The organism is Pseudomonas mercuritolerans (assembly GCF_025706525.1).
GTDB classification, from domain to species: domain Bacteria; phylum Pseudomonadota; class Gammaproteobacteria; order Pseudomonadales; family Pseudomonadaceae; genus Aquipseudomonas; species Aquipseudomonas mercuritolerans.
The window spans coordinates 284,145-298,529 of the sequence record NZ_JAMSHA010000001.1 but is presented as its reverse complement, the minus strand read 5'-3'; the positions used below and the strand labels follow the sequence as shown (position 1 = coordinate 298,529).

Annotated in this window: 9 protein-coding genes; 1 reads left to right on the top strand and 8 read right to left on the bottom strand. The window is 60.4% G+C overall.

Annotated elements, in window-relative coordinates; genetic code table 11:
• Window positions 1–26: 26 nt before the first annotated feature.
• Window positions 27–989, top strand: coding sequence for a sensor domain-containing diguanylate cyclase (locus ND528_RS01405; protein WP_130909522.1), 963 nt, complete (start codon window positions 27–29; stop codon window positions 987–989).
• 142 nt (window positions 990–1,131) lie between these two features.
• On the opposite strand, the gene ND528_RS01400 is transcribed toward ND528_RS01405, so the two are convergent.
• From ND528_RS01400 to ND528_RS01365, 8 genes are all read right to left on the bottom strand, one after another.
• Window positions 1,132–4,254: a hypothetical protein gene (locus ND528_RS01400; RefSeq protein WP_263469413.1), complete on the bottom strand. Its 3,123-nt coding sequence runs from the start codon at window positions 4,252–4,254 to the stop codon at window positions 1,132–1,134.
• 149 nt (window positions 4,255–4,403) lie between these two features.
• A complete protein-coding gene (gene fabI, locus ND528_RS01395; RefSeq protein WP_003202751.1) occupies window positions 4,404–5,198 on the bottom strand; it encodes an enoyl-ACP reductase FabI in 795 nt (264 codons plus the stop codon).
• Window positions 5,199–5,217: 19 nt separating this feature from the next.
• The gene (locus ND528_RS01390) at window positions 5,218–6,828 is read right to left on the bottom strand and encodes an ABC transporter ATP-binding protein (RefSeq protein ID WP_263469406.1); all 1,611 of its coding nucleotides are present in this window, start codon (window positions 6,826–6,828) and stop codon (window positions 5,218–5,220) included.
• Between the two features lies 1 nt (window position 6,829).
• Complete coding sequence (locus tag ND528_RS01385; protein ID WP_016774153.1) at window positions 6,830–7,849, bottom strand: ABC transporter permease; 1,020 nt, start codon at window positions 7,847–7,849, stop codon at window positions 6,830–6,832.
• A gap of 1 nt (window position 7,850) precedes the next feature.
• Complete coding sequence (locus tag ND528_RS01380) at window positions 7,851–8,924, bottom strand: microcin C ABC transporter permease YejB (protein WP_263469405.1); 1,074 nt, start codon at window positions 8,922–8,924, stop codon at window positions 7,851–7,853.
• Window positions 8,925–8,928: 4 nt separating this feature from the next.
• Window positions 8,929–10,770, bottom strand: coding sequence for an extracellular solute-binding protein (locus ND528_RS01375; RefSeq protein ID WP_263469404.1), 1,842 nt, complete (start codon window positions 10,768–10,770; stop codon window positions 8,929–8,931).
• Window positions 10,767–12,599, bottom strand: a complete 1,833-nt coding sequence (locus tag ND528_RS01370) for an extracellular solute-binding protein (RefSeq protein WP_263469403.1) — start codon at window positions 12,597–12,599, stop codon at window positions 10,767–10,769. The genes ND528_RS01375 and ND528_RS01370 overlap by 4 nt, the downstream gene beginning before the upstream one ends.
• A gap of 307 nt (window positions 12,600–12,906) precedes the next feature.
• On the bottom strand, window positions 12,907–14,370 hold the full coding sequence (locus ND528_RS01365; RefSeq protein ID WP_130909528.1) for a transglycosylase SLT domain-containing protein: 1,464 nt from the start codon (window positions 14,368–14,370) through the stop codon (window positions 12,907–12,909).
• Window positions 14,371–14,385: the final 15 nt, after the last annotated feature.

The window sequence follows — 14,385 nt, the reverse complement described above, 5'->3', positions numbered from 1 at the left end:
CGCATGACTGTCTACGGAGTGTGCGCATGCTGGTGCCCGGAAAACCTGCCAACGAAGCTGCCCGAATTGACGCGCTGCATGGCTTGAAGCTCGACTCGGCTCCCGAAGAGCGTTTCGATCGCCTGACGCGTCTGGCCAAGCGCTTGTTCAACGTGCCGATCGCCTTGGTCACGCTGGTCGACAAGGATCGCCAGTGGTTCAAATCCTGTGTGGGTCTGGATGTCAGCGAGACATCGCGCGACGTCTCTTTCTGCGGCCATGCGATTTTGCAGAACGAGCTGATGCTGGTCCCCGATGCGCTGGAAGATCTGCGCTTCCATGACAATCCGCTGGTTACCGGTGCGCCGAATATTCGCTTTTATGCCGGCTATCCACTGACGGTGCCGGACGGCAACAAAATGGGCACTTTGTGCCTGATCGATACCAAACCCCGCCATCTCGACGACGAAGAGCGCGCGCTGCTGCGTGATCTCGCGCAGATGGCCGAGCAAGAGCTGATGGCGGTGCAGATGGCAAGCATGGACGAACTGACGCTGCTGTCCAATCGCCGCGGGTTCAAGCAACTGGCCCAGCATGCGCTGGATGCGTGCGCGCGCTTGAGCCGGCCGGCGACGTTGCTGTTTTTCGACCTCAACGACTTCAAGCAGATCAATGATCTGTACGGTCATGCCGAAGGTGACAGCGCGCTGAAGACCTTTGCCGACGTATTGCGCATTGCCTTTCGTGAAAGCGACGTGGTCGGGCGCTTGGGCGGCGATGAGTTCGTCGCATTGCTGACCGGTTCCAGCCACGTCGAAACCACGCGGATCATGGCGCGGCTCAAGGAAATCCTCGAAGAGCGCAACGCCACGCTGCACCGCGGTTACGCCATTCGCTTCAGCGTCGGCCAGATCGAATACGACCCCAAACGCCATGACACCGTGGATCGCCTTCTGGCGGATGCGGACGGCGCGATGTATGCGCACAAGCAAGCTCTGAAAGGCTGCTAGTCCTGGCGTGAATCCTGTGTAGGAGCGAGCCTGCTCGCGATAGCGGTGTGTCAGGCAGTGTCGTAGTCACAGACAGCTATCGCGAGCAGGCTCACTCCTACAGGGTTGGGTGGTGCTCAGTTTGCGCAATGCCCGCCAGGATTCAGCTTTTTGGCGGGCTCAGCTTCTGGTAAAACGCCAGCCATTTCTCATGGCAGGCTGCAGCATCCTCGAGCTCGGGCACGAGCAGCGCTTCTCGCAAGGCTTGCGCTTCATGGGCTGCAAACAGATGCCTGACAGCAGTGCTGGCAATGGCGTTGACTCTCTCCGATGCAAAAGTGTCGGGTACGGCGAGCGGCACCTTATACAAAAGAGGGGCTCCATCAGTGTCGAGAGGAGTGACGAAGGCATGGCAGGTGGCGTTTGCCGCGGGCGGGGTTCCGTGTTGGTAAGCCTGGGCGTCGACCGGCAGCAATCGCGCTGCTTCGTTCTCGGCAAAAGGCAGCAGCAGGCTGAGGTCCAGATCGCGCCGCAGAACCACTTTCGATCTGCAGGGGAAAATCTCGAACACCGTGGCTGGCGTCCCGAGCAACCGCGCAATGATGCCAAAAGGCGCAGTGTGGGCGGCGGCAAGCTTGTCCGTGGCAGCGGATACCGGTCGCAGGGCAAACAAATCAAACGTGCGGGTTTCGACGTCGAACCGTTGCGTAATTGGCAAGCGACAGAACGCTTCCTTGATTAATGCGATATGCGCCTCCTTCATCTGCTTGAGACGGGCGGCCAGTGCCACATGGAAGAACGTTGCCACATTGTGCAGTCTGGGCAACGAGGCAATCATCGGCGCCAGTTGCAACTGCGCATTGCTCGATTGCCATCCCTGCATGTTGCCCGCCAGTTTGCCGGCGATATGCAGTTCGCTCAGAGAGTAATACGCGGGCGGCGTCTCAGTGTCCGAGACTGGAACAAACAGCGCCTTTTCCGTCAGGTACAGGTTATCGGCGAAAACCTTGCGCAGATCCATCAGCGCAACGGTGGTGGGGGTGGGCGGTGCAGTGAGGAAGCCCCGGCGATACAGGTCGTTTACCAGGCGATTGTGATTGCGAAACAGGACATCGGCCTTCTTCAGCGTGGCGGCGTCGTACACCGTCACCGGGAATTCGGCGTCGCGCTGGATCAGTCCTCTTGCAACCGCCCAGTCGACTACCAGCGAGGCACATGAATCTTCGCGCAGGAACTTGTAGAAATGCAGGGGGGCGGGGCCTTTTGTCAGTTGGTTGAGCTGCTCGTAGCTCATCATGCGTGCAACGCCCGGCATTTGGCTTTCGATATACAGCACGACCTGCTTCAACCTTACCCAGCGCAGAGAACTCATGTAGGAGAGTGATGCGGGAATATCCCGGGTCAGAAACTCCGGTGCCATACCGGACAATAACAAATGCGTTGCCAACGCCCTGTTCCTGGTTCGTCCAAGATGCGGCTGTGTATCGATGAGTCGACGTACTTCGTCGTAACTCTCGCCCCACAGGTCGCTGCCCTCCAGCCGATGGGTGACGATTCGGTTCAGATCTTCGCCGGCGCTTGGCTCCAGACTGAGAATCAATGCGGCGAGCAACAGGCGCTCGCGGTTGGTCGCCAAAAGGCGTTTCTTCTGCGCCGGAGCCCCCAGGTTCTTCACCAGCAGATTGCCCAGTGTTTGCGCCCGTGGCGTGATCAGGATACGGCTGATAAGGAAGTCGGCTTTTGCCTTGAGCGTTTTGGGTGGCAGATCGGTATCGACGCCTTCACTGAGATAGTCGAGCAATGACGTCGTGCCTTCGGGCAAGAACGTCTGTGTGGTGTCGATGATGCGCTGGCGCTGTTGCTCCGTGAACCGATCGCTTTGGGTCCAGGGCTGACCTAACAGATACCAGTGGTTCATGTGGGCGGGGTGGGTGTGCAGATTGATCCTGTACCACTTGACCAGCGCGAGAGCTTGCTCGACAGACGTCGGGGTGGGCAGCTTGTAGAAGCGCAGCATCTGCCCAAGGGTGACTTTACCGCTCGAGCGCATGGCTCCGCCGGCTTTGCTTGCCTTGGCTTTGAGCTGGTCGCGGAAGAGTTTCAGATCAGCATATCTTTCCACCTGCGCCGTCAGGGTTACCCAGCCTTTGGCGCTTGGGGTACCGACATGGCCGGATTCGGTAATCAGCAACTGACTGTCGGCGGGCAGTCCCTGCTGCTTCAAAATGGCTTGAAAATCCACATCGGCGCTGAGTTTGCGCAAATGACGCTGACCATACTTCATCCAATGCGCAAGCGTGGAATCCGGATGAGTCTCGCTGAGTTCCTTGTAATCGATTTTGGCCTTCGGCTCCATGTTCCAGCACAGCGCTTCAAGGCGTCGCACGATGTGCCGGACATCTTCCAGATCGCCAAACTCTTCGCGATAACTGCGGATGGGGGCGCTGGTTTGCACGTAATCGCTGACGTAGGGCAGCTCAGGCCAGCGCTGCTGGCGCAGGCGTTGCACAAGTTCTTTGGCTTCGCCAGCATCTTGCGGCAACGCAAATTCATAGCGACTCAGAAGCTCGCCCATTTTCAGCCGCGGCCCTCTGACTGGTGCGGTAACAGAAGCCGAAGTGAGCGTGACCGCAGTGTCGGCAAAGTCTCGCTGCTCGAACGGGTTGCTGGTCAGCAGTACCTCATCGATTCGATCGGCGATGGCCCGGAAGTCCTCCAGTTGCGCGTTGCGCTCCTTCACCACAGCCGACGTGGTGTGGCCGTTTTCATCGATGGCAGCCAGACCGCGGGCCTTCCACTCGGCGACGATGACCCGGGCCTGAATCTGGTTTTGCGGTTCCGGATAACCGTAGAACGCCAGCACGACTTGCCGCGGAAACCGGTAGAGCGGGTTGGCGGATGTACCACCGATGTAAGGCAGGCCCAGCCCCGCAGGATCGATACGCTGGGAAATCGACAGCAGCAGCGGCGCCATCTGCCACCAACCTGAGTCATCCTCCAGCGTGAAGATGCGCAGCCCGGCGGAGCCGTTCGAGGGGATCTGTGCTTGCAGGGTGTCACCCTTGATCTGCAACGTATCCAGATCAATATGGAAGCGACTGGCCCAGTCGAGAAATTCGGGGCGTTCGAGGGCGTTCCAGTAGAGCTCCATCCATTCGCGCAGCAGGCATGGCCGGGGAACGTCCAGCGTACGCGCCGGATCAGCGGCAGTGATTACCGGTTTGGCAGTCAATTCGGCAATGAGGTTCTGGATCAGCGTCTGTTCAGGTACCGGTGTGTCGCTCATGTGTGCCTCCCTGGCGGTTGATAAGCATTGAATGCCGAGTATCGCGGGGAGGGCTGGCTGGCGGGCGGTAGATATTTACTGCGCGACGTTTTCCAGGGGCATAAAAAAACCCGCCATATTCGGCGGGTTTTTTATTGGCTACACGAAGATCACTCTTCGATGTTGCCCATGGCGGTGGTGTTGAAGCCGCCGTCGACGTACATGATTTCACCGCTGATGCCCGACGCCAGGTCGGAGCACAGGAAGGCGCCGGCGTTGCCGACTTCTTCGATGGTGACGTTGCGGCGCAGCGGAGTCTGCGCTTCGTTGGCGGCCAGCATCTTGCGGAAGTTCTTGATGCCGGAAGCGGCGAGAGTGCGGATCGGACCGGCCGAAACGCAGTTGACGCGGGTGCCGTCCGGACCGAGGGAACCGGCCAGGTAACGGACGCCGGCTTCCAGCGAAGCCTTGGCCATGCCCATCACGTTGTAGTTCGGCATGGTGCGCTCGGCGCCCAGGTACGACAGGGTCAGCAGGCTGCCGTTGCGGCCTTTCATCATTTCGCGACCGGCCTTGGCCAGCGCCACGAAGCTGTAGGCGCTGATGTCGTGAGCGATGCGGAAACCTTCACGGGTGGTGGCTTCGGTGAAGTCGCCGTCCAGTTGGTCACCCGGGGCGAAGCCGACGGAGTGCACGATGCAGTCCAGGCCGTCCCACTTCTTGCTCAGTTCTTCGAAGACCTTGGCGATTTCTTCATCGCTGGCCACGTCGCACGGGAAGCACAGCTCAGGGCTCGAACCCCAGCCTTGTGCGAACTCTTCGACGCGACCCTTGAGTTTGTCGTTCTGATAAGTGAAGGCAAGCTCAGCGCCCTCGCGATGCATGGCGGCAGCGATGCCGGATGCGATGGACAGCTTGCTGGCGACACCGACGATCAGTACGCGCTTACCGGCGAGAAAACCCATGTGTTGCTCCTCTTTCAGGTTATTGCGCAGTGGCTGGTGCCAGAAAAGCGGCTTCCAGCAACTGCTGTGTATACGGATGTTGGGGGGCGGCAAAGATACTTTGCGCGTCTCCCTGTTCGACCACTTGGCCATGCTTGACCACCATCAGTTGGTGGCTCAGCGCTTTGACGACAGCCAGGTCATGGCTGATGAACAAATACGTCAGGTTGTACTTGGCTTGCAGTGAACGCAACAGCTCCACCACTTGCCGCTGCACCGTCCGGTCGAGCGCCGAAGTCGGCTCGTCCAGCAGGATCAGCGCCGGTTTCAGCACCAAGGCCCGGGCAATGGCGATTCGCTGCCGTTGCCCACCGGAAAATTCGTGGGGGTAGCGGTGCCGGGTTTCCGGATCCAGACCTACCTCCTTCAATGCCGCAATGATCGCCGCTTCCTGTTCGGCCGCGGTGCCCATCTTGTGTATCCGCAGGCCTTCGCCAACGATGTCATTGACGCACATGCGCGGGCTCAGGCTGCCAAACGGGTCCTGAAACACCACCTGCATCTCCCGCCGCAGCGGGCGAACCTCACTCTGCGTCAGGCAGTCTAGCTGCTTGCCTTCAAAGCGGATCGCGCCTTTGCTGCCGATCAGCCGCAAAATCGCCAGACCGAGGGTGGATTTGCCGGAACCGCTTTCGCCGACGATCCCCAGGGTCTGACCCTGCGGCAGGCTGAAATTGATGCCGTCCACTGCCTTGACGTAATCCACCGTGCGCTTGAGCAGGCCTTTCTTGATCGGGAACCAGACTTTGAGGTCCTCGACTTCGAGCAGCGGCGCGCCGACTTCATTGCTCGCCGGGCCGCCGCTGGGCTCCGCGCCGAGCAATTCCCGAGTGTACGGATGCTGCGGCGAACGGAACAGCTCTGCGCACGATGCCTGTTCGACGATGCAACCGCGCTGCATGACACATACGCGATGCGCAATTCTTCGCACCAGGTTCAAATCGTGACTGATCAGTAACAGTGACATGCCCAATCGAGCCTGAAGATCCTTGAGCAAATCGAGGATTTTCAGCTGAACGGTCACGTCCAGCGCGGTGGTCGGTTCGTCGGCAATCAGCAATTCCGGCTCGTTGGCCAGGGCCATGGCAATCATCACCCGCTGGCGCTGGCCGCCGGACAATTCATGGGGCAGGGCCTTGAGACGCTTGTGCGGCTCGGGAATGCCGACCATCTCCAGCAGCTCCAAAGTGCGCTTGGTCGCGACTTTGCCGCTCAGGCCCTTGTGGATGCCGAGCACTTCATTGATCTGCTTCTCGATCGAGTGCAGCGGATTGAGCGAGGTCATCGGCTCCTGAAAGATCATCGCGATGCGGTTGCCACGAATGTGGCGGATGGTCTTCTCGCTCAAATCCAGCAGGTTCTGCCCGGCGTAATTGATGCTGCCGGCCGGATGCCGCGCCATGGGGTAGGGCAGCAGGCGCAGGATTGAATGCGCCGTGACCGATTTGCCCGAGCCCGATTCACCGACCAGCGCCAGGGTTTCGCCGCGCTTGATGTCGAAGCTCACGCCCTCGACCACGCGGTGGACGCGCTCGCCGAAACCGAATTCGACGGCGAGGTCGCGCACTTCGATCAGATTGTCCTGATTCATTTCACTTCCTCGGGTCGAAGGCATCGCGAGCGGACTCGCCGATAAACACCAGCAGGCTCAACATCAGCGCCAGCACGGCAAACGCACTCATGCCCAGCCACGGCGCCTGCAAATTGGATTTACCTTGCGCGACCAGTTCGCCCAGCGACGGACTGCCGGCCGGCAGGCCGAAGCCGAGGAAGTCCAGTGCGGTCAGGGTGCCGATGGCGCCGGTGAGGATGAACGGCATGAAGGTCATGGTCGAGACCATGGCGTTGGGCAGGATGTGGCGGAACATGATCGCGCCGTTCTGCATGCCCAGCGCGCGGGCGGCACGCACGTATTCCAGATTGCGCCCGCGCAGGAACTCGGCGCGCACCACATCGACCAGGCTCATCCACGAGAACAGCAGCATGATGCCCAGCAGCCACCAGAAATTCGGCTGGACGAAACTGGCAAGGATGATCAGCAGATACAGCACCGGCAGCCCCGACCAGATCTCGAGAAAACGCTGCCCGGCGAGATCGACCCAGCCGCCGTAGAAACCCTGTAGCGCCCCGGCGATCACGCCGATGATCGAACTCAGCACGGTCAGCGTCAGCGCAAACAGCACGGAAATGCGGAAACCGTAGATCACCCGCGCCAACACGTCGCGGCCCTGATCGTCGGTGCCCAGCAGGTTGTCCGCCGAGGGTGGCGCCGGCGCCGGGACTTTCAGGTCGTAGTTGATGCTCTGGTAGCTGTAGGGGATCGGCGCCCACAGAATCCACGCGTCCTTGGCCTTGAGCAGCTCGCGGATGTACGGACTCTTGTAGTTGGCTTCCAGCGGAAATTCGCCGCCGAACGCGGTTTCCGGGTAGCGCTTGATCGCCGGGAAATACCAGTTGTTGTCGTAATGCACGACCAGCGGTTTGTCGTTGGCAATCAGCTCGGCGCCCAGACTCAGGCCGAACAGGATCAGAAACAGCCACAGCGACCACCAGCCACGCTTGTTGGCCTTGAACAGTTCGAAGCGCCGGCGGTTGAGAGGGGACAGGTTCATCTCAATGCTCTCTGCTTGCAAAGTCGATGCGCGGATCGACAAAGGTGTAGGTCAGGTCGCCGATCAGTTTCACCACCAGCCCGAGCAGGGTGAAGATGAACAGCGTGCCGAACACCACCGGGTAATCGCGATTGATCGCCGCTTCGAAACTCATCAGGCCGAGGCCATCGAGGGAGAAAATCACTTCCACCAGCAACGAGCCGGTGAAGAAAATGCCGATGAACGCCGAAGGAAAACCGGCAATCACCAGCAGCATGGCGTTGCGGAACACGTGGCCGTAAAGGACGCGATGGCGGGTCAGGCCCTTGGCTTTGGCGGTGACCACGTACTGTTTGTTGATCTCGTCGAGAAAGCTGTTTTTTGTCAGCAGAGTCATGGTCGCGAAGTTGCCGATCACCAGCGCCGTGACTGGCAATGCCAGGTGCCAGAAATAATCGAGGATCTTGCCGCCCAGGCTCAGCTCATCGAAGTTGTTCGAAGTCAGCCCGCGCAGGGGGAACCAGTCCAGATAACTGCCGCCGGCAAACACCACGATCAGCAGGATCGCAAACAGAAACGCCGGGATCGCATAGCCGACGATGATCGCCGAACTGGTCCAGACGTCGAAGTGGCTGCCGTGTCGCGTGGCCTTGGCGATGCCCAGCGGGATCGACACCAGATACATGATCAGCGTGCTCCACAGCCCCAGCGAGATCGACACCGGCATCTTTTCCTTGATCAGGTCGATGACCTTGGCGTCGCGGAAGAAACTGTCGCCGAAATCCAGCTGCGCATAGTTCTTGACCATGATCCACAGGCGTTCCGGGGCCGATTTGTCGAACCCGTACATGTGCTCGATTTCCTTGATCAGCGCCGGGTCCAGCCCCTGCGCGCCACGGTACGACGAGCCGGCCATCGCCACTTCGGCACCGCCGCCGGCAATCCGGCTGGTGGCGCCTTCGAAACCTTCGAGCTTGGCGATCATCTGCTCGACCGGCCCGCCGGGCGCGGCCTGGATGATCACGAAGTTGATCAGCAGGATGCCGAACAGGGTCGGGATGATCAGCAGCAGTCGCCGAAAGATATACGCCAGCATCTGATTACTCCGTGCCCGCAGGGTCGGCTTGCAGTTGGGTTTCGACTTCTACGGCAGGCTTGGCGTCAGGCTTGACCCACCAGGTGTTGATGCCGATGTCGTACTTGGGCGAGGTTTTCGGGTGGCCGATGTGGTTCCAGTAGGCCACGCGCCAGCTCTTGATGTGCCAGTTGGGCACCACGTAGTAGCCCCATTGCAGTACGCGATCCAGCGCGCGGGCGTGGGCCACCAGGCTCTTGCGCGAGTCGGCGTTGATCAGGCTTTCCACCAGTTGGTCAACGGTCGGGTCTTTGAGGCCCATGCTGTTGCGGCTGCTCGGTTTGTCGGCGGCGGCGCTCATCCAGTATTCGCGCTGCTCGTTGCCCGGCGAGTTGGACTGCGGAAAGCTGCCGACCATCATGTCGAAATCCCGCGAGCGCACGCGGTTGATGTACTGCGAGACGTCGACGCGGCGGATCACCAGATCGATGCCGAGGTCGCTGAGGTTGCGCTTGAACGGCAGCAGCACGCGTTCGAATTCGGTCTGGGCGAGGAGGAATTCGATCACCACCGGTTTGCCGGTGGCGTCGACCATTTTGTCATCGACGATTTTCCAGCCGGCCTCTTGCAGCAGTTGATACGCCTCGCGCTGCTGGGTGCGGATCATGCCGCTGGCGTCGGTCCTGGGATTTTCGAAGGCTTCGCTGAATACTTGAGCCGGCAGTTGGCTGCGGAACGGTTCGAGGATCGTCCGTTGCTCTGCGTCGGGCAGGCCGGTGGCGGCCATTTCAGAGTTTTCGAAGTAGCTGCGAGTGCGCACGTAGGCGCCGTTGAACAATTGCTTGTTGGTCCATTCGAAGTCGAACAGCAGCCCGAGAGCCTGACGCACGCGCACATCCTGGAACACCGGGCGGCGGAGGTTGAAGACGAAGCCCTGCATGCCGGTCGGGTTGCTGTTGGGGATCAGTTCCTTGATCAAACGGCCCTCGGTGACCGCCGGAACGTTATAGGCGCTGGCCCAGTTCTTCGCGGTCATCTCCAGCCAATAATCGAACTGTCCGGCCTTCAGTGCTTCGAGGGCGACGGTGTTGTCGCGGTAATAGTCGGTGGTCATCGTGTCGAAGTTGTAGAAGCCACGGTTGACCGGCAAGTCCTTGCCCCAGTAATCCTTGACCCGCTCGTAACGTACCGAACGGCCGGCCTTCACTTGGGTGACCTTGTACGGGCCGCTGCCCAGCGGGATTTCCAGATTGCCCTTGTTGAAGTCGCGACTGGCCCACCAGTGTTTAGGGAGGACCGGCAACTGGCCGAGGATCAGCGGCAGCTCGCGGTTGTTGCTGTGCTTGAACTTGAACAGCACTTTCAGCGGGTCTTCGGCGATGGCTTCGGCGACGTCGTTGTAGTAGCCGCGAAACATCGGCGAGCCTTCCTTGGTCAACGTTTCGAAGCTGAACACCACGTCTTCGGCGCGTACCGGGTGGCCGTCATGGAAGCGCGCTTCCGGGCGCAGGTAGAAGCGCACCCAACTGTTGTCGTCGGCTTTCTCGATCTTGCTGGCAATCAGGCCGTATTCGGTGAACGGCTCGTCGAGGCTGTGCTTGGTCAAGGTGTCGTAGATCTGGCCGATGTCATCGGCCGGCACGCCTTTGTTGATGAACGGGTTGAGGCTATCGAAGCCGCCGAACCCGGCCTGGCGGAACACGCCACCCTTGGGCGCGTCAGGGTTCACGTAGTCGAAGTGCTTGAAATCGGCCGGGTATTTCGGTGGCTCGTTGTACAGGGTCACGGCGTGTTGCGGGGCGGCCCAGGCCAGCCCGGCGAACAGCAAGCCGCCGGCCTGCACGAGCAGGGTGCGAACAGCGTTCATCGATCTTTCTCCGAAGACTTCAGCCACCACGCGCTCAGGCCCAGGGTGTAGGGCGGCGTGGTGACAAAGGCCAACCGGTTGCGGTAGGCCAGACGGTGATAATTGAGGTACCAGTTGGGAATGCTGTAGTGCTGCCAGAGCAGCACGCGGTCGAGCGCCTTGCCGGCGGCGACCTGCTCGTCGCGGGTGCGCGCGGCGAGCAATTGTTCAAGCAGGTGATCAACTACCGGATTGGCGATGCCCGCGTAATTCTTGCTGCCCTTGACCCCGACCTGACTGGAGTGGAAGTACTGCCACTGCTCAAGGCCCGGGCTCAGGGTCTGGCCGAGGGTCATCGAGATCATGTCGAAATCGAATTGATCGAGGCGTTGTTTGTATTGCGCGCGATCGACTGTGCGCAGGCGCACGTCGATGCCAATGCTGTTGAGGTTCTCGATGTACGGCTGATAGAGACGCTCCAGGCTCGGATTGACCAGCAGCAATTCGAAACGCAGCGGCTGGCCGTCTTTGTCTTGCAGGCGCTGGCCATGGAGCTTCCAACCGGCCTCGGCGAGCAGGGCGAGGGCTTTACGCATGGTCTCGCGCGGGATGCCACGGCCGTCGGTTTTCGGCAGGGTGAACGGCTCGGTGAACAGCCGGGCTGGCAACTGCTCCTTGTAAGGCTTGAGCATTAGCCATTCATGCCCGACCGGCAAACCAGACGCGGTGAATTCGCTGTTGGGGTAGTAGCTGGTGGTGCGTTTATAGGCATCGCTGAACAGCGCGCGGTTGGTCCATTCGAAGTCGAACATCAGACCCAACGCTTCGCGCGTCCTGACATCGGCGAAGGTCGCGCGGCGGCTGTTCATGAACAGGCCCTGAGTCTGGGTCGGGATCTGATGCGGGATCTGCACCTTGATCACTTCGCCACGACGCACGGCAGGGAAGTTGTAGCCGTTGACCCAGTTCTTTGCCTGATGCTCGATGTAGATGTCGAACTCACCGGCCTTGAACGCTTCGAAGGCGACATCGCTGTCGCGGTAGAACTCGACCTCCATGCGATCGAAATTGTACTTGCCGCGATTGACCGCTAAGTCCTTGCCCCAGTAATCCTTGACCCGCTCGAAAATCAGCTGCCGGCCTGGCGTGACCGACGTGATGCGGTACGGTCCGCTACCCAGCGGCGGTTCGAAGGTGGTGGCTTTGAAGTCGCGGTCTTTCCAGTAATGCTGCGGCAGTACCGGCAATTCGCCCAGGCGCAGGATCAGCAGCGGATTGCCCGAGCGCTTGAACACGAAACGAATGCGCTGCTTGTTGAGAATGTCGACTCGCAGCACTTCCTGCAGGGCCGTGCGATACAGCGGATGACCGTCCTTGAGCAGCGTTCGATAGGAGAACGCCACGTCGTAGGCGGTGATCGGCGCGCCGTCGTGAAAGCGCGCTTCGGGGCGCAAATTGAAGACGACCCAGCTGCGATCTTCGCTGTACTCCACCGATTGTGCGATCAACCCGTAACTCGACGCGGGTTCGTCGCCGGACGGCGAATACTGGCCGGTGCCAACCATCAGCGGCTCGTTGAGCTCGTTGATGCCGTACTGGAGAAAATTGGCGGTGGTGACCGGGCTGGTGCCCTTGAAAGTGTACGGATTGACCGTATCGAAGGTGCCGAACGCCATCACCCGCAACGTACCGCCCTTGGGCGCTTGCGGGTTGACCCAGTCGAAGTGGGTAAATCTGGCCGGGTACTTGAGCGTGCCGAACTGCGCATAACCGTGACTTTCGGTAATCGTCGCGCTTGCGGATGAGCTCAAGGCCAGGCTGATCAGGAGCAGGGATAGGGCACGCTTCAAGTCAGATCCGATCCAGCGGCTTGGGCTTTGTGGGCCGTACAGTAACAGCTTGTCTGGACAGGAAAAAGATGCGGCTTAAAGAGCCCCTCACCCTAACCCTCTCCCGGAGGGAGAGGGGACTGATCGTGGTGTTTGGACGAATTGCACCGAGGTGCGATACCGAGTCGAACTCGGTTTCTGAAAAGCCCCCGATCGGCTCCCTTTCCCCCTCTCCCCCCTGGGGGAGAGGGCTGGGGTGAGGGGGATGGTTCTAAAGCACACCAAAAACTTCATCCAAAAAAAGCCCCTGAATTCAGGGGCTCTTCTGTCAGTGCGGCTGATAAACCGTGAGCATTTGCCCCGGCTTCAACGCCTTGCCCGCACCCGGGTTCCAACGCTTGAGATGTTGCATCTCGACATTGAAGCGCTTGGCCACTACATACAGGGTGTCGCCGCGCTTGACCTTGTACTGGGTCTGCTGCTTGCTCTCGTCCTTGCCTTTGCTCTTGCTGTTGGCCGCAACCACGGTGTTGACCCGGCCGGACTTGCGCGCCGGGGCACGCTTGGTGTTGTCCTGCATGACCAGCGTCTGGCCGACCTTGAGGTTCTTGCCGGTCAGCTTGTTCCAGCGCTGCAGATCCTTGACTTCGACCTTGTTGGCCTTGGCGATGGAGCCGAGGTTGTCGCCACGCTTGACCCGATAAGCACGTTTGAGCTGTGCCACTTCCGACGGATCGGCGCCTTCGAACACCGGTTTCAGCGAGCGCGGGCTGATCAGTTCGTCCGGGCGCATGGTCTGCAGACTGGCGGTCAGCAGTTGCGCCTTGGACGTCGGCACCAGCAGATGCTGCGGGCCGTCGATGGTGGTGCGCTGTTTGAACGCGGGGTTGAGCTGGAACAATTCGTCTTCATCGATGTTGGCCACCGCAGCGACCTTGGACAGGTCCATGCGCTGGTTGATTTCGACGACCTGGAAGTACGGCTCGTTGGCGATCGGGTTGAGGTTGACGCCGTAGGCTTCCGGCGCCAGCACCACTTGCGACAGCGCCAGCAACTTCGGCACATAGGCCTGGGTTTCCGCCGGCAGCGGCAGGTTCCAGTAGTCGGTGGGCAGGCCAAGCTTTTCGTTGCGTTCGATCGCGCGGCTGACGGTGCCTTCACCGGCGTTGTAGGCCGCCAGAGCCAGCAGCCAGTCGCCGTTGAACATGTCGTGCAGGCGGGTCAGGTAATCCATCGCTGCCGTGGTCGAAGCGGTGATGTCGCGACGGCCGTCGTAGAAACGCGTCTGGCGCAGGTTGAAGTAGCGCCCGGTGGACGGAATGAATTGCCACAGGCCCACCGCATCGGCGCGGGAGTAGGCCATCGGGTTGTACGCGCTCTCGATCACCGGCAGCAGGGCCAGTTCCAACGGCATGTTGCGTTCTTCGAGGCGTTCGACAATGTAATGAATGTAGAGGCTGCCGCGTTCGCCGGCATTCTCGAGAAAAGAGGGATTACTGGCGAACCACAGGCGCTGTTGCTCGATGCGCGGATTGACGCCAAGGCCTTCCTGCAACTGGAAGCCCTGGCGCATGCGTTCCCAGATGTCCTGGGGCGCCACGGGAGTGGGCTTCTCGGTCAGCCAGATCGGCTTCTGCTTGGCTCGCGCAGCAATGTTCGGCGTGTGCGTCGCTTCAGTCTGCGGAGCGTGGCTGGAGCAACCCGCCAGCGTGGCGGACACAGCCACCGCGATGGCTTGCGCCAGGCGGGTCAAAGCATCTGAATTGACGGACTTACGTATGGATGACGACATTGGCTGGAAGTAAGT